This is a genomic window from Acidovorax sp. M2(2025) (genome assembly GCF_049330835.1).
Taxonomy (GTDB): Bacteria; Pseudomonadota; Gammaproteobacteria; order Burkholderiales; family Burkholderiaceae_C; genus Acidovorax.
The window spans coordinates 2,413,551-2,429,309 of record NZ_CP186262.1 but is presented as its reverse complement, the minus strand read 5'-3'; the positions used below and the strand labels follow the sequence as shown (position 1 = coordinate 2,429,309).

At 64.7% G+C, this 15,759-nt stretch carries 16 protein-coding genes and 1 other RNA gene; 6 read left to right on the top strand and 11 right to left on the bottom strand.

What is annotated here, in order from left to right:
- Positions 1-5: 5 nt before the first annotated feature.
- The 7 genes from ACOYR3_RS11280 to ACOYR3_RS11250 all read right to left on the bottom strand — a co-directional run bounded on the left by ACOYR3_RS11280 (position 6) and on the right by ACOYR3_RS11250 (position 3,111).
- A complete protein-coding gene (locus ACOYR3_RS11280) occupies positions 6-704 on the bottom strand; it encodes a response regulator transcription factor (protein WP_422846503.1) in 699 nt (232 codons plus the stop codon).
- 17 nt (positions 705-721) lie between these two features.
- The gene (locus ACOYR3_RS11275; RefSeq protein WP_422846502.1) at positions 722-1,051 is read right to left on the bottom strand and encodes a hypothetical protein; all 330 of its coding nucleotides are present in this window, start codon (positions 1,049-1,051) and stop codon (positions 722-724) included.
- A 17-nt stretch (positions 1,052-1,068) separates the two neighbouring features.
- Positions 1,069-1,536, bottom strand: coding sequence for a Spy/CpxP family protein refolding chaperone (locus ACOYR3_RS11270; protein ID WP_422846501.1), 468 nt, complete (start codon positions 1,534-1,536; stop codon positions 1,069-1,071).
- A gap of 147 nt (positions 1,537-1,683) precedes the next feature.
- Positions 1,684-1,965 (bottom strand): hypothetical protein, encoded by a 282-nt coding sequence (locus tag ACOYR3_RS11265; RefSeq protein WP_422846500.1) that lies wholly within the window; start codon positions 1,963-1,965, stop codon positions 1,684-1,686.
- A gap of 27 nt (positions 1,966-1,992) precedes the next feature.
- Positions 1,993-2,193: a hypothetical protein gene (locus tag ACOYR3_RS11260; RefSeq protein ID WP_422846499.1), complete on the bottom strand. Its 201-nt coding sequence runs from the start codon at positions 2,191-2,193 to the stop codon at positions 1,993-1,995.
- A 193-nt stretch (positions 2,194-2,386) separates the two neighbouring features.
- Positions 2,387-2,704, bottom strand: coding sequence for a hypothetical protein (locus ACOYR3_RS11255; protein ID WP_422846498.1), 318 nt, complete (start codon positions 2,702-2,704; stop codon positions 2,387-2,389).
- A gap of 146 nt (positions 2,705-2,850) precedes the next feature.
- Entirely contained in the window at positions 2,851-3,111 is a 261-nt protein-coding gene (locus ACOYR3_RS11250; protein WP_422846497.1) for a hypothetical protein, read from the bottom strand.
- 942 nt (positions 3,112-4,053) lie between these two features.
- Here ACOYR3_RS11250 and ACOYR3_RS11245 point away from each other — a divergent pair.
- Complete coding sequence (locus tag ACOYR3_RS11245; protein WP_422846496.1) at positions 4,054-4,536, top strand: hypothetical protein; 483 nt, start codon at positions 4,054-4,056, stop codon at positions 4,534-4,536.
- A 346-nt stretch (positions 4,537-4,882) separates the two neighbouring features.
- On the opposite strand, the gene ssrA is transcribed toward ACOYR3_RS11245, so the two are convergent.
- The 4 genes from ssrA to ompA all read right to left on the bottom strand — a co-directional run bounded on the left by ssrA (position 4,883) and on the right by ompA (position 7,407).
- Positions 4,883-5,268, bottom strand: a transfer-messenger RNA (tmRNA) gene (gene ssrA, locus ACOYR3_RS11240).
- Positions 5,269-5,281: 13 nt separating this feature from the next.
- Positions 5,282-5,959 (bottom strand): HAD family hydrolase, encoded by a 678-nt coding sequence (locus ACOYR3_RS11235; protein ID WP_422846495.1) that lies wholly within the window; start codon positions 5,957-5,959, stop codon positions 5,282-5,284.
- Positions 5,959-6,672 carry a bifunctional 2-polyprenyl-6-hydroxyphenol methylase/3-demethylubiquinol 3-O-methyltransferase UbiG gene (gene ubiG, locus ACOYR3_RS11230; protein ID WP_422846494.1) on the bottom strand — a complete coding sequence of 238 codons (714 nt, stop codon included), beginning with the start codon at positions 6,670-6,672 and terminating at the stop codon, positions 5,959-5,961. Before ubiG ends, ACOYR3_RS11235 begins: the two co-directional genes overlap by 1 nt.
- A 93-nt stretch (positions 6,673-6,765) precedes the next feature.
- Positions 6,766-7,407, bottom strand: coding sequence for an outer membrane protein OmpA (gene ompA / locus ACOYR3_RS11225; RefSeq protein ID WP_422846493.1), 642 nt, complete (start codon positions 7,405-7,407; stop codon positions 6,766-6,768).
- Positions 7,408-7,631: 224 nt separating this feature from the next.
- Here ompA and gyrA point away from each other — a divergent pair, with 224 nt between their 5' ends.
- From gyrA to ACOYR3_RS11200, 5 genes are all read left to right on the top strand, one after another.
- A complete protein-coding gene (gene gyrA / locus ACOYR3_RS11220; protein ID WP_422846492.1) occupies positions 7,632-10,277 on the top strand; it encodes a DNA gyrase subunit A in 2,646 nt (881 codons plus the stop codon).
- 108 nt (positions 10,278-10,385) lie between these two features.
- Positions 10,386-11,495, top strand: a complete 1,110-nt coding sequence (gene serC, locus ACOYR3_RS11215) for a 3-phosphoserine/phosphohydroxythreonine transaminase (RefSeq protein WP_422846491.1) — start codon at positions 10,386-10,388, stop codon at positions 11,493-11,495.
- A 63-nt stretch (positions 11,496-11,558) separates the two neighbouring features.
- Positions 11,559-12,656, top strand: coding sequence for a prephenate dehydratase (gene pheA, locus ACOYR3_RS11210; protein ID WP_422846490.1), 1,098 nt, complete (start codon positions 11,559-11,561; stop codon positions 12,654-12,656).
- Between the two features lie 12 nt (positions 12,657-12,668).
- Positions 12,669-13,541 carry a prephenate dehydrogenase gene (locus ACOYR3_RS11205; RefSeq protein WP_422846489.1) on the top strand — a complete coding sequence of 291 codons (873 nt, stop codon included), beginning with the start codon at positions 12,669-12,671 and terminating at the stop codon, positions 13,539-13,541.
- 163 nt (positions 13,542-13,704) lie between these two features.
- Entirely contained in the window at positions 13,705-15,741 is a 2,037-nt protein-coding gene (locus ACOYR3_RS11200) for a bifunctional 3-phosphoshikimate 1-carboxyvinyltransferase/cytidylate kinase (RefSeq protein WP_422846488.1), read from the top strand.
- Positions 15,742-15,759 lie beyond the last annotated feature (18 nt).

The window sequence follows — 15,759 nt, the reverse complement described above, 5'->3', positions numbered from 1 at the left end:
GATTCTCATGGCGCGGGCGCGGCAGATCGGCGCAGGGCAAGGGAGTAGCCGGCGTTGCGCAGCGTCTTGATGCAGTCGAGCGGCTCCAGCTTCTTGCGCAAGCGGCTGACCACAATGTCCACCGCCCGGGTGTACAGCTCGGCCTCGTGGCCGCGCAGCTGGTTCAGGATGTCGTCCCGGCTGAACACCTTGCCGGGCTCGCGCGCCAGCAGGTGCAGCAGATCGAACTCAGTCCCCGTCAGTTCCAGCGCCTCGCCATGGCGCAACACGCTGCGGCGCGCGGCATCGATGCTCAAGCCCTCGAACTCCAGCGGCCCCTGGGCCCCAGCCACCGCCCCGCCCGCGCGCAGCCGGCGCAGCACCGTTTGCAGGCGGGCCACGAGTTCCCGCGGCTCGAAGGGCTTGGGCAAGTAGTCGTCGGCGCCCAGCTCCAGGCCCACCACGCGGTCCATCACGTCACCCCGGGCGGTGAGCATCACGATGGGCAAGTCACCCTGCTTGCGGATGGTGCGGCACAGTTCAAAACCGTCCATCTCGGGCAGCATGACGTCCAGAATCGCGGCATCGAAGCCCCCTGCCGCCAGCTGGGCCAGCCCATTGCTGGGGGTCAGGGCGTGGACCAATTCCAGCTCGAACCTCCGGAAATAAGCGGCCAGCGGCGCACCCAGCTGGGCATCGTCGTCAATGAGCAAAATGCGGTGCATGCGCGATTTTCACACTCTCAGCAATCCGCGCCGCCGGCAATCGACGGCGCGTCCCCGCCCGCGCCGCTGAGGGCACGGTGCCTGACGATGAGCCGGCGCAAGCGCCCTTGCGCACCGGCCTTGAGGGCATCAAAACGGTCGGCGGCCGCCAGCAGCGCGGGCAAGGACTCGGCAGCCACGCCGGGCTGGCGAGCGACCAGGCCCAGGGCGTGCTCGCGGTCGAAGCGCGGCCCCCACACCAGCGACATGAGCTCGTCATGGGGATCGGGCGTGCCCGCCAACAGCGCCGGCCCGTGCTGCCGAACGCCCTGCGCCAGGTAGCGAATGGTGTCCAGGTGGGGAGACATGCGGCGCCCTCCCGTCCTCAACCGTGGGACATCCAGCCGCGGCGCCGCTGCATCAGATCGCGCATCTTCTGCTGCTGGTCGGCGTTCAGGCTGTCATAGAAGTCGGCCAGCGCACCGATGACTTCCGGGCTGCCTGCCTGCAGCGTTCGCGTCTTTTCATCCACCAGCGCCTGTGCGCGGGCCCGGTCGAACTTCGGACCGGCGACCACCGCCTGCATTTCTGCGCGCGGGTCTTGGGCCGATCCACGGAGCGCGGCACGCTGCGTCTGCAGCTTGTCGGCCAGCACGTTGAGCTTGCTCTTTTGCTCCGCGTTCAGATCCAGCTTGCTGCTGATCCGATCCACAATCTTGCCGCGCACCTCGGCCATCTTTTCGGCGCTCATCGGGCCGCGGTGGTAGTGGCTGCTGGAGCAGGCGGTGAGACCGCCCACGGCGATGGACGCGCCAAAGATGCCCATCAGGGTTTTCTTGATCCAGGGTTTCATGCAGTTGTCCTTTCAGGGACGTGTGGAACATGGAACCCATGGTGCCGCGGGCCGCGCCGGGCGTAATCTCCGCGCAGTTTCGTTTTATTTCACTTTGTTTCGTGTGCAGCCAAGCCCGCGCAGCCATTGCGGTGGGCGATCAGGCCCCTACCGCATCACGGCGGCGAGCATGACCAGTCGCCGGGCCAAGGCGTGTGCATCCTCACGCATTTGCTCCACGGTCACGGCACCCACCGTCCAGCCGCGAAACCAGAGATCGTAGGCAGAGGATGCGGCGACCTCGGGCGAGTGAAAGCGGGCATCGCCATAGGCCTTGATGGCCTGCTCCAACTGGGGGTGGAACGTGGGCTCGCCGATCAGTCGCTTCCCATCAAAAACGCGGGCCACCACCTGGTGATCACCGTCCGGGCGGATATGCAGGGTGAGCATGAACGCTAGAGGCGAAGGACTGTTTCCTCAGCCCATCGCCTGCATTTCGCGGGTGCCCAAATCCGCAAACTGCAGCTCGCGTTCGACACCGTGCGCATCCCAGCGGTCGTTGGGCAGGTGATCGGTTTGCTGGCGCTGCAGGGCACCATCGCCCAGCTGTCCCATTTGCAAGGGCGGCAAACCCGGAGAATCCTGAGTCCGAGGACTCAATAAATCAAAAGAGAACATGGCGCACACTCCTTGAATCAAGCTCCGGCGCGCTCGCAGGGAACGCGGCCAAGCCATGAAATGATTGGCGCAGCACGGCGGCCAGTTCTTCGTGGGAACGCTCTGCGCGCGTTTGTAGGAGCACTCCGACAAGCAGGTGCACCGCGCGCTCCTCCCCACACCGGCGCACTCGCCGCTCCGTCCACGCGACAGGTCAGGCAGCCTTCGCCCACAGTGCAGGTTCGTCCATCTCCCGGCCCAGCGCGTCTCCCTCGCCCGCCAACAGGCCAATGCAGTCCAGGGCCGTGGGCGGCTCGCAAGGCTCGGCGTAAACGCGCAACGCGATGTCCTCCGCGGCAGGGGAAAAGTACAACCAGAGTTCGTCCTTTTCCTTGTCGTAGCATGAAAAAAGTGCCCTGCCGGAGCCCGGAGGGCACATCAGGAACTTCGACATGAACATCTGCTGGATGCGCAGCGTCGGTTCGAAAGCCTGGTCATCGTTCCCCAACCCCAACTTGTACCAACTGCTCATAGGTGCCTTTCCCCTGGCGGTGCCAGTTACATGGATGGGCTCATCCTAGAAGGCGGGGGCGGGCCGCATATTGCTTGTGCAGCGCATCAATCTGTAGGACAGGACCGGCTCGGTAAGCGCCCTGCCGGCAAGCGACGAAGTCGCTCTCAGTCGAAAGACGACTCCAGATCACAGGCCGCCAGATGCCGGGGGGTGGGTTTGCGCAAGGCAGATGCCCGCAGGGTCGCACAACCCAGGCCCGTGACATACAGCACCTGGGCTTTTTGAAGGGGTGAATCCACGGCCGGAAGCTGGACCTCGACCATGCCAGCTGCGCGCAAGATGCGCAACTTGTCGATGTTGCCGACGTCGGACTCAATCAGAGGAAGCGCATCGCGCTCCAGTTTTCGCAAGTACTCCATTGGCATGGGGGCCTCCGGCCTGAACGAACGAGCATTGTGCGCCGCAGCCCCTGCCCCACTCAAGGACTGATACACCAAGCTACAAGTGCGCTGTGCGCCCTGCGCCTGCATATGCGACACGCGCTTGCAACAAAGCCCCAACCACACGCAACCTGTAGGAAACCGCCTATACCGGAGCCCGCTGCTGTCGGACCCTTGCACACCAAGCACCCCCCTAGCATCGTCGCTTCGCCCGGTACAAGGTTCGCGGTCATGCCCATCCTTTTCATTTTTTTCGGCGTGCAGTTCCTTGCCGTCGCCCTGGCTACAGCGATTGCACGGTTGTAGCCTGCCACTGAGCTGCGGGCGGCGCCGTGCTGCCACCCCATCCTACTTCCGCAGAATGCGACTTATGTCACGCTGGCGCCCCGCGGCCGCGGCGGGCAGAAGCTTGGCACGTTTAGGATCTCGGTACCGTCAATCGGACGGTTTCGCTCCTTCCCTGTGCGCGAGAAGCAATAGTTCGGCCCGCCCCGTGCGGGCCATTTTTTTTGGCCGGAACTCGTATTTTCCGCCGCGCTCACTCCCCATTTTTCGTGTCTCGCGTTGTGCCAAATAGCCGCAAGGCGGCCGCGTGGTAGAGCACAGCCGCCACCGCAGACGTCGACTGGCACATCGCCACAAAATCCAACGATGGCTGCAGTTCTGTCGTTCTAGGACATAGATAGCACCACTTTGCCAAAGAATGTCATTCGACCGCGAGGCATGCCGATATTTACCGCTGCTGTGGCATCCTCGAACGCACTCCCCTCAGCCGGGCTGCAGCCCGGTTTACACAGCGCTCAACGCCATCGGTCGCCAGCGCAAGCAGGTATTTGGCCAAGCTGTGGGGAAGCTGATCAGGGTCAGGCAAGCGCATACGGATGTAGCACCGCTCCCTGAGTCCGCCAATGATGTTGGAGAGAGTCAATGAGCAAAACCAAGCAGTGTCTGAAGTGCGGTAAATCCACCCCCTACGACGGCACGGAGCCCGAGGCCTGCGCACACTGTGGCGCCATTTACCGCAAGGTCGAAGAAGCCCTGCGCAACGGCCCCATCTCGCGCCCCATGGGCAGCGCCACCCTTCCCCCCGCAAAGCCACGCTACGCCCCACTCGATCACATCGAGTTTGCGCGTGTCATGCGGGCAGAGAGCATTTATCCCACCTTCCGAGCGGCGGTCAACATCATTTACTGGGTGGGCATCGTTCTGGCCGTGCTCTCCCTGGTATCGGGTTTCTGGATCACCCTTCGCTCCCCCAGCGGGCCGGGCCCTGCCATGGGCGGACTGCTGGCGGCCGTATTGATCTATGTCGTGTTTCGCGTCACGAAGGAAATGAGCCTCATGCTTGCTGATCTGAGTGACGCCACCGTGCGCACCGCAGCACACAAAGAAGCGGCAGGCGCCCGGTAGTTAAGCGCGGGCCGCTGATGGAACCCCTGAATCGCGCTTGCTTGCGCTCGGGGGGACATACAGCATTGCAGCACACATGGTCAGTCAGCATGGGGGGTACAAAACGAGGGATGAAGGCAGCCGGTGGGGGTACAGATTCCCCTATGGCGACCCCCCTTCTACAGAGGGGAAGTGGGGGTACAAAACACCGATTTCACCAGATTTCTGGGTTTGTACCCCCACTTGTACCCCCGCTTTTGCCTGGCTGGGCATGGACGGCTGTAGACGGCCATGGACTGCAAGTCGTTGATTCACCAAAGAAAAAGGGCGTCCACTGGATTAGTGTGGACGCCCTTGGATGGGGTTATGGTGGAGCTGGCGGGAATTGAACCCGCGTCCGTAAGCCTTTACCGGGCAGATCTACATGTTTAGCGGTCTGTTTTAAATCTCGCCGCCCGTGTCGCGCAGTCGCACGCTACACGAGCCGCCAGTACCCTATTTTCTTGTCCTGACCCAAGGTACCCGGATCAGAACCAGCCTATGTAATTATCCTTGCAGCCGGGAGGCACTGATTGCTCAGAACCCCCTTGCCCAGCCCACAGGCCAACTGTTGCAAGGCTCACTGGCAATTAAGCAGCGAGTGCGAAACGTTCGTCGTTTGCAGTTAGTTTGTTAAATCGAGATTAACGAGCGTGACTCAAGCTCGACATGCACCGCACGATTCCGAACCCACGTCGAAACCAGGACAGCCCCTTAGGCCTCTATTTTAGGCGCTCTCCAGCAATTGCAAGAGCCCGGCGGGAGAATTTATTGTGGCATGGGCGCCCCACTCTGCCGGTTGCGTTGTCGCCCCCAGGTAGCCGTAGGCTGCGGCCACCGTGCCCATGCCGGCGGCAAGGCCCGCCACAATGTCGCGCTCATCATCGCCCACGTAGATGCATTCTCCAGGCGCCAGGCCCAGCCGCGCCGCCGCCTCGATCAACGGTGCGGGATGCGGCTTGGCATGCGGCGTGGTGTCGCCACTGACGACAGCGCCCGCCGTAGTGAACAGCGGCAATTTGCGGGTCAATGGCTCCGTGAACCGTGCTGATTTGTTGGTGACCACGCCCCAGGCCATCCGACATTCCACCAGCCGCGACACAAGTTGGGGCACACCATCAAAAATGGTGGTCCGCTCTGTCATGCACGACTCATAATTTGTGAAAAATTCTTCACGCAGCGCCAAAAACTCGGGATGTTCGGGGGAGATACCAAACGCAACCCCCAACATCCCCCGAGCCCCCGCCCCGGCCATGGGCCGGTAGCGCTCCAGCGGCAAGGGAAGCAATCCGCGGTCTGTGCGCATCTTGTCGGCAGCGGCACCGAGATCGGGCGCGCTGTCGATCAGGGTGCCATCCAGATCAAAAAGCACTGCGCGAATGTTGCGAAATGGAAGTCCTGCCATCACAAAAGACGCTGGGTCGCGAAAAGATAGTTAACACTTGTGTCGCTATTCAGCGAATAGCGGCGGGTGATCGGGTTGTAGCCAAGCCCTTTGGTGTTCTGAACAGTCAGCCCTGCGTGGCGGCAGCTGAGGGCCAATTCGCTGGGGCGAATCATCTTGGCGTACTCATGCGTCCCACGCGGCAGCATGTTCAGCAGGTATTCCGCCCCCACGATGGCCAGCATGAACGCCTTGGCGCTGCGGTGGATGGTGGAGAAAAAGACCCAGCCGCCGGGCTTGACTAGTTCCGCACAGGCCTGGACAACTGAGCCAGGGTCGGGAACGTGCTCCAGCATTTCCATGCACGTCACCACGTCAAAACTGGCGGGCTGCTCCTTCGCCAGCGATTCAACGCTGATTTCCCGGTACGTCACGTGCGGGGTCTGAGCCTCCAGGGCATGCAGTTGCGCCACACGCAGCGCCTTGGTTGCCAGGTCGATCCCGGTCACCTCCGCCCCGCGGCGGGCCATGGAGTCGGCGAGGATGCCGCCGCCGCATCCCACGTCCAGTACCCGCTTGCCAGCCAAACCGCCGCATTGCGAGTGGATCCAGTCCAGGCGCAAGGGGTTGATCTGGTGCAACGGACGGAACTCGCTTTCGGGGTCCCACCACCGGTGCGCCAGTTCGGAGAATTTGGCCAACTCGGCCGGATCGGCATTGACGGTTTCACTCATGGCAACAATTGTCCCCGAAAGAGCGCGCCCTATAGGAGGCCCAAATGCAAAAAGGCCCCGTTGCCGGGGCCTTTTTGTGAAGCAATCCGGAGATTACTTGGAAGCGGCGCGGGTACCGACCACTTCGATTTCCACGCGACGGTTCTTCGCACGGCCTTCGGCGGTCTTGTTGTCAGCCACGGGTTGCTTTTCACCCTTGCCTTCGGTGTACACGCGGTTCTTTTCGATGCCCTTGGACACCAGGTAAGCCTTCACGGCTTCGGAACGGCGCACGGAAAGCTTCTGGTTGTAAGCGTCAGAGCCGATGGAGTCGGTGTGACCCACGGCAATGATGACTTCCAGGTTGATGCCCTTGACCTTGGAAACCAGGTCGTCCAGCTTGGCCTTGCCTTCGGGCTTCAGCACCGACTTGTCGAAGTCGAAGAATGCGTCAGCAGCGTAGGTCACCTTGGTGGCCACGGCAGGGGCGGGAGCCGGAGCAGGTGCAGGTGCGGCAGCAGGAGCAGGCGCAGCAGCGGGAGCAGCAGCAGGAGCAGGTGCAGCGATAGCGCCATCACAGCCAGGAGCAGCCGTTGCGGGCGTCCAGTTGGCATCGCGCCAGCAGTACTCGTTGGTGCCGTTCTTCCAGACCAGTTGGCCAGAAGCATCACGCCAGTTGTCAACGGTTTGTGCGCCAGCGGCGGTTGCGAGCGCTGCAGAGGCAAACAACATCGCCACTTTGTTCAGTTTCTTCATGGTTCTCCTCTTGGGGAAAAAGCCGCAGCCGCGCTGCGAATCAGGACGCTGGGGATGACCACCATCCGAAGCGTTCAATTGATTGTGCCATACGTAACAGGGCAAAAGCGGCGCGGGGTGCCTGCCCACCGTAGGACAAAACCGGAATTCCCCGGATATGTTGCTGAGGCGCTACACGGTCTTACCTCTAAAATGATCCTCCTTTGCCGCCACCGCCGCCTCCAATGACCCAGTTTGCCAAAGAAACCCTGCCCATCAGTCTTGAAGAGGAGATGCGGCGCAGTTATCTCGATTACGCGATGAGCGTGATCGTGGGCCGGGCGCTGCCCGACGCCCGCGATGGCTTGAAGCCGGTGCACCGCCGCGTGCTGTTCGCGATGCACGAGCTCAACAACGACTGGAACCGTCCGTACAAGAAGTCGGCCCGTATCGTGGGCGACGTGATCGGCAAGTACCACCCGCACGGCGACTCGGCGGTGTACGACACCATTGTCCGGATGGCACAGGACTTTTCGTTGCGCCACATGCTGGTCGACGGCCAGGGCAATTTCGGCTCCGTGGACGGTGACAACGCTGCGGCGATGCGTTACACGGAAATCCGTCTGGCAAAGATTGCGCACGAAATGCTGGGCGATATCGACAAGGAAACTGTCGATTTCGGCCCCAACTACGACGGCAGCGAAAAAGAGCCCCTGGTATTGCCCAGCAAACTGCCCAATCTGCTGGTCAATGGCTCGGCAGGTATTGCTGTGGGGATGGCGACGAATATCCCTCCCCACAACCTCAACGAGGTGGTCGATGCCTGCCTGCACATGCTGCGCAATCCCGAGGCCTCCATCGACGACTTGATGGAGATCATTCCGGCGCCCGACTTCCCTACCGCCGGCATCATCTACGGCATCAATGGCGTGAAGGACGGCTACCGCACGGGCCGCGGCCGCGTGATCATGCGCGCCAAGTGCCACTTCGAGGACATCGACCGCGGCCAGCGCCAGGCCATCATCGTGGACGAGCTGCCCTACCAGGTCAACAAGAAGACCCTGCAGGAGCGCATGGCCGAGCTGGTGCACGAGAAGAAGATCGAGGGCATCAGCCACATCCAGGACGAGTCCGACAAATCGGGCATGCGCCTGGTGATCGAGCTCAAGCGCGGCGAAGTGCCCGAGGTGGTGCTCAACAACCTGTACAAGCAGACGCAGCTGCAGGACACCTTCGGCATGAACATGGTGGCGCTGGTCGACGGCCAGCCGCGCCTGTGCAACCTGAAGGACCTGATCGTCGTCTTCCTGCAGCACCGCCGCGAAGTGGTGACGCGCCGCACCGTGTTCGAGCTGCGCAAGGCCCGCGACCGCGGCCACGTGCTGGAAGGCCTGGCCGTGGCGCTGGCCAACATTGACGATTTCATCGCCATCATCCGCAACGCGCCCACGCCGCCCGTGGCCAAGAGCGAGCTGATGGCGCGCTCGTGGGACAGCAAGCTGGTGCGCGAAATGCTGACCCGCACCCGCGAGGATGGCGGCGTGGTCAACGCCGACGACTACCGCCCCGAAGGCCTGGAGCGCGAGTTCGGCATGGGCCAGGACGGCCTGTACCGCCTGTCTGAAACGCAGGCCCAGGAAATCCTGCAGATGCGGCTGCAGCGCCTCACCGGCCTGGAGCAGGACAAGATCGTGGCCGAGTACAAGGAAGTCATGGCGGTCATCGAAGACCTGCTGGACATCCTGGCCAAACCCGAGCGCGTGTCCGTCATCATTGGCGAGGAACTCACCGCCATCAAGCAGGAGTTCGGCCAGCACAAGCTGGGTACGCGCCGCAGCATCGTCGAATACAGCGCGCAAGACCTCTCCACCGAGGACCTGATCACGCCCACCGACATGGTGGTGACGCTGTCGCACACCGGCTACATCAAGAGCCAGCCGCTGTCCGAATACCGCGCCCAGAAGCGCGGCGGCCGCGGCAAGCAGGCCACCGCCACCAAGGAAGACGACTGGATCGACCAGCTCTTCATCGCCAACACGCACGACTACATCCTGTGCTTCTCCAACCGGGGCCGGCTGTACTGGCTCAAGGTGTGGGAAGTGCCGGCGGGTTCGCGCGGTTCGCGCGGCCGGCCCATCGTCAACATGTTCCCGCTGCAGGACGGCGAGAAGATCAACGTGGTGCTGCCGCTCACGGGCGACATGCGCACCTTCCCCGCCGACCGCTTCGTGTTCATGGCCACCAGCATGGGCACCGTGAAGAAGACGGCGCTGGATGAGTTCAGCAATCCGCGCAAGGGCGGCATCATCGCCGTGAACCTGGACGACGGCGACTATCTGATCGGCGCAGCCCTCACCGATGGGAAGCACGACGTGATGCTGTTCAGCGACGGCGGCAAGGCTGTGCGCTTTGACGAGAACGACGTGCGCCCGCTGGGCCGGGCGGCCCGCGGCGTGCGCGGCATGATGCTGGAAGACGGCCAGAGCGTGATCGCCATGCTGGTCGCCGAGGACGAGACGCAGAGCGTGCTCACCGCCACCGAGAACGGCTACGGCAAGCGCACCAGCATCGTCGAGTACACCCGCCACGGGCGCGGCACCAAGGGCATGATCGCCATCCAGCAAAGCGAACGCAACGGCAAGGTCGTGGCGGCCACGCTGGTGCATGCCGACGACGAGATCATGCTGATCACCGACAAGGGCGTGCTGGTGCGCACCCGCGTATCCGAGATCCGCGAACTGGGCCGCGCTACGCAAGGGGTGACGCTGATCGCGCTGGACGAAGGCTCCAAGCTCAGCGGGCTGCAGCGCATCGTGGAAAACGACGCCAATGCCGCCGACGCTGAGGGCGAAGCCGATGCCAACGGAACGCCGGACGCTCCCGACGCCTGAAACCTCCCGCGCGCCACGGTGCGGCCTGCCAAGCGCGGCCGTGGCGCTATCAAAAACAGAGCTGCCCGCGCATACCCCGCCTGCGCCAGCGGCGTTTTCGACTCCAATATGAAGCGCCCCTACAACTTCTCGGCCGGTCCGGCCGCCATTCCCGCCGAAGTCCTGGAACAGGCCGCAGCCGAAATGCTGGACTGGCATGGCAGTGGCATGGGCGTCATGGAGATGAGCCACCGCGGCAAGGAATTTCTCTCCATCTACGAGCAGGCGGAAGCCGATCTGCGCGAACTGCTGGCGGTGCCGCCCCAGTTCAAGATCCTCTTCATGCAGGGCGGCGGCCTGGCCGAGAACGCCATCGTTCCGCTGAACCTGTCGCGGGCCGGGGTGGTGGACTTCGTGGTGACCGGCAGCTGGAGCCAGAAGTCGCAGAAGGAAGCGCGCAAGTACGCGTCTGAGGTCAATGTGGTGGCCAGCGGGGAGGCCTCGGGCTTCACCACCCTGCCCGATCCCGCGTCATGGACCGTGAGCCGCGGCGCCAGCTACCTGCACATCTGCAGCAACGAGACGATCAACGGCATCGAGTTCCACCAGCTGCCCGACCTGAAGGCGCTGGGCAGCGACGCACCGCTGGTCATCGACTTCTCGTCCCATGTGGCATCGCGCCCTGTGGACTGGTCGCGCGTGGGCCTGGCCTTTGGCGGGGCGCAAAAAAACCTCGGCCCCGCCGGGCTCACCCTCGTCATCGTGCGCGAAGACCTGCTCGGCCACGCATTGCCCGCGTGCCCCAGCGCGTTTGACTACAAGACCGTGGCGGACAACCAGTCCATGTACAACACCCCGCCAACCTGGGGCATCTACGTTGCGGGACTCACCTTCCAGTGGCTCAAGCGCCAGACCGAAGGCGGCCTGAGCGGCGTGGCCGCCATGGAGCAGCGCAACATCGCCAAGGCCGAACTGCTGTACCAGGCCATCGACACCTCGCAGCTCTATGTGAACAAGGTGGCTCCCACCTGCCGCTCGCGCATGAACATTCCGTTCTTCCTGCGCGACGAGAGCCGCAACGAAGCCTTCCTGGCCGGCGCCAAGGAGCGCGGCCTGCTGCAGCTCAAGGGCCACAAGTCCGTGGGAGGCATGCGCGCCAGCATCTACAACGCCATGCCGCTGGCGGGCGTGCAGGCGCTGGTGGACTACCTGCGAGAATTTGAACAAAAGCACGCCTGACCGCCGCCCCGCGGCGCCGGGCCTCTGCACGCCCTCTGCACGCCCTCTACCCTGCCCCACCCCATGAACAATCCGCAAGCCTCTCCCGACCTCGCCAGCCTGCGCGTGCAGATCGACAGCATCGACCAGCAATTGCTGAAATTGCTGAACGAGCGTGCGCTGGTTGCCGAGCAGGTGGGTGAAGTCAAGAAGCGCGAAGGCACGCCGTTTTTCCGCCCCGACCGCGTGGCGCAGGTGATCGAAAAGATCCAGACCACCAACCCCGGCCCGCTCAAGGGCGCCCACGTGGCCGCCATCTGGCGCGAGATCATGTCCGCCTGCCTGGCCCTGGAGTCGCCGCAGCGCGTGGCGGTGCTGGGCCCCGAGGGCACCTTCTGCGAGCAGGCCGCCATCGAGTTCTTTGGCGGCGCGGCCGACCTGATGTACTGCGCCAACTTCGACGAGGTGTTCCACGCCACGGCGGCCGGCAGCGCGCAGTACGGCGTGGTGGGCGTGGAGAACTCCACCGAAGGCGTGGTCACGCGCTCGCTGGATCTCTTTCTGCACACCCCCACCCATGTGGTGGGCGAAGTCAGCCTGCTGGTACGCCACAACCTGCTGCGCACCAGCAATTCGCTGGACGGCATCGAGGTGGTGCTCGCGCATCCGCAGGCGCTGGCGCAATGCCAGGCCTGGCTGTCCAAGCACCTGCCGCATGCCGAACGCCGGCCCGTGTCGAGCAACGCCGAAGGCGCGCGCCTGGCCACCACCAACCCCGCCTGGGCGGCCCTCTCCAGCGAGCGCGCGGCGGCGCAGTTCGGGCTGCACATCGTGGCGCACGCCATCCAGGACGACGCCTACAACCGCACCCGCTTCGCCATCATCTGCCTGCCGCACACGCTGCAGACGCCCCCACCCTCGGGCAAGGACTGCACCAGCCTGGTGGTGTCCGTGCCTAACCGCCCCGGTGCCGTGCACGACCTGCTGGTGCCGCTGAAGAAGCACGGCGTCTCGATGACGCGCTTTGAATCGCGCCCGGCGCGCACCGGCCAGTGGGAGTACTACTTCTACATCGACCTGGACGGCCACCCCGCCCAGCCCCATGTGGCCCGGGCGCTGGAGGAACTGCGCAGCCTGTGTGCGTTCTACAAGGTCCTGGGCACGTACCCGGTCGCATCGTAAGGAGCCGCGCGGATGTTTGAACAATTGGGACTGATCGGCTGCGGGCTGATGGGCGGCTCGTTCGCGCTGGCGATGAAAAAGGCGGGCCTGGTCAAGCGGGTGGTGGGGTACAGCAAGTCGCCCTCCACCACCGACCGTGCGCGCCAGCTGGGCGTGATCGACGTGGAGGCGCCCTCGGCCCTGCTGGCCGCCGCAGGTGCCGACATCGTGCTGCTGGCCGTGCCGGTGGCTGCCACCGAGGCCACGCTCAAGGCCATCAAGCACCTCGTCACGCCGCAGATGCTGATCATGGACGTGGGCTCCACCAAGGCCGACGTGGTGCAGGCCGCGCGCCGCGCGCTGCGCGACCAGGTGGGCTCCTTCGTGCCCGCCCATCCCATCACGGGGCGCGAGGTCTCCGGCGTGGAGCATGCGGAGGCCGAGCTGTACAGCGGGCGCCAGGTGATCCTGACCCCCACCGAGCGCACCCTGACCGCGCAGCTGCAGCGGGCCAGCGACATCTGGACCGCGCTGGGATGCCGCGTCAGCAGCATGTCGCCAGAGTCGCACGACGCCGCCTTTGCGGCGGTGAGCCACCTGCCCCACGTGCTGGCGTTCTCCATGATGAACAGCATCATCGGCCAATCGAACGGGGACGAGTTTCTTTCGCTCGCAGGACCGGGGTTCCGGGACTTCACCCGCATCGCGGCCAGCGACCCCAAGGTGTGGCGCGACATCCTGCTGGCCAACCGCGACGAGCTGCTGGCGCAGTCCAAGCTCTTTCGCCAGGCACTGCACGCCATCGAGCAGGCCATGGAACAAGGCAACGCGCAGGCGCTGGAAGACATGCTGACCCTGGCCAGCGAAACCCGTGCGCATTGGCGCATGGGTGCGAAAAGAAAGTAACCCCCTGAGCCGCCTCCGGCGCCTTCCCCCTGAGGGGGACGCACCCGGTGGCCTGGCGGAGCCGGTTCCACGGGTGCACTGGTGGCGAGACACGCCAATTGCATAGGCCGCTGGCTGCACGAACGCTCTTAGCTCTTTGAGCTGCAATGGACGAATTTCACCGATGTACAGCACCGCATTCCTAGACCTCCCCCCGTTGCAAGCCGCTGCGGGCGAAGTCCACCTGCCCGGCTCCAAGAGCATTTCCAACCGCGTGCTGCTGCTGGCGGCGCTCAGCCACGGCACCACCACCGTGCACGACCTGCTGGCGTCGGACGACACCCGGGTGATGCTAGACGCGCTGCGCGCCATTGGCTGCACCGTGGACGAGCAGCCGGGCAGCAGCACCGTGCACATCACCGGCCTGGGCGGCCGCGAGCCCCGCTCTCCCGCCAAGCTCTTCCTGGGCAACGCGGGCACCGCCATGCGGCCGCTGACGGCGGCGCTGGCACTGCTGGGCGGCGAGTTCGAACTGTCGGGCGTGCCCCGCATGCACGAGCGCCCCATCGGCGATCTGGTGGACGCGTTGCGCCAGCTGGGCTGCCAGGTGGACTACCTGGGCAACGACGGCTACCCGCCGCTGCGCCTGGCACACGGCCAGGGCGTGCCGCCGCTGGCGGTGAGCACCCCCATCCGCGTGCGCGGCGATGTGTCCAGCCAGTTCCTCACGGCGCTGCTGATGGCGCTGCCGCTGGCCGCGGGCGCACAGCCCATCGTGGTCGAGGTGGTGGGCGAGCTGATCTCCAAGCCCTACATCGCCATCACGCTGCAGCTGCTGGCGCGCTTCGGCATCACCGTGGCGCACGACAACTGGCAGCGATTCACCGTCCCGGCCGGCAGCCGCTACCAGTCGCCCGGCAGCATCCATGTGGAGGCGGACGCCTCGTCTGCTAGCTATTTCATAGCGCTTGGCGCAATTGCAGCGGGCACTGGAGGCCAAGAAGGCATCAAGATCCAGGGCGTGGGCCTGGATTCGATCCAGGGCGACATCCGCTTTGTCGAGGCGGCACGCGCCATGGGCGCCGTGGTCACCGGCGGCCCCAACTGGCTGCAGATCGAGCGCGGCGCCTGGCCCCTCACCGCCATCGACCTGGACTGCAACCACATCCCCGACGCCGCCATGACGCTGGCCGTGATGGCGCTGTACGCCCAGGGCACCACCACGCTGCGCAACATCGCCAGCTGGCGCGTGAAGGAAACCGACCGCATCGCCGCCATGGCCACCGAGCTGCGCAAGCTGGGCGCCACGGTGGAGGAAGGCGCGGACTTCATCCGCGTGACGCCGCACACCCGGGTGCAAGACTGGCGCGCCGCCAGCATCCACACCTACGACGACCACCGCGTGGCCATGTGCTTCTCGCTGGCGGCCTTCAACCCGGCGGGCGTGCCCGTGCGCATCGAAGACCCCAAGTGCGTGGCCAAGACCTTTCCCGACTACTTCGAGACGCTGTTCTCGGTCGCCCACGCGGCCACCGAACAGGTGCCGGTGATCTGCATCGACGGCCCCACGGCCTCGGGCAAGGGCACGGTGGCTGCCGCCGTGGCGCAGCGGCTGAGCTACCGCTTCCTGGACTCGGGCGCCATGTACCGCATCACCGCGCTGGCCGCAATCCGCGCCGGCCTCGCCATCGACGCCGCGCACGAAGCCCGCATCGCCCAGATGGCCGAGACCCTGCCCGTGCGGTTTGAAGACGGCCGGGTGTGGCTGGGCAGCGACGACGTCACGGACGCCATCCGCACCGAAGAGGCCGGCATGAACGCCTCGCGCGTGTCCGCCCTGCCCGCCGTCCGGCTGGCGCTGGTGGCGCTGCAGCACAGCTTCCGGCGCCTGCCGGGCCTCGTGGCCGACGGGCGCGACATGGGCACGGTGATCTTTCCGAGCGCCCCTTTGAAGGTCTACTTGACGGCCAGCGCCGCCTGCCGCGCAGAGCGCCGTTATAAGCAGTTGATTTCTAAGGGTTTTTCGGCTAGTATCGACGACCTTCGTGCGGACCTCGAGGCGCGCGACCTGCGGGACAGCTCCCGCCCGGTCGCACCGCTCAAGCCCGCGCAGGACGCCCTGGTCCTGGACAACTCCGATTTGACGATTGAACAAGCCGTTGAAAAGGTGCTGGCCTGGTGGCAGGAGCGCCAGCCCTTCGCAGCTGCTGCGCAGGGCTGAAAGCGTGGAGCCTTCGGG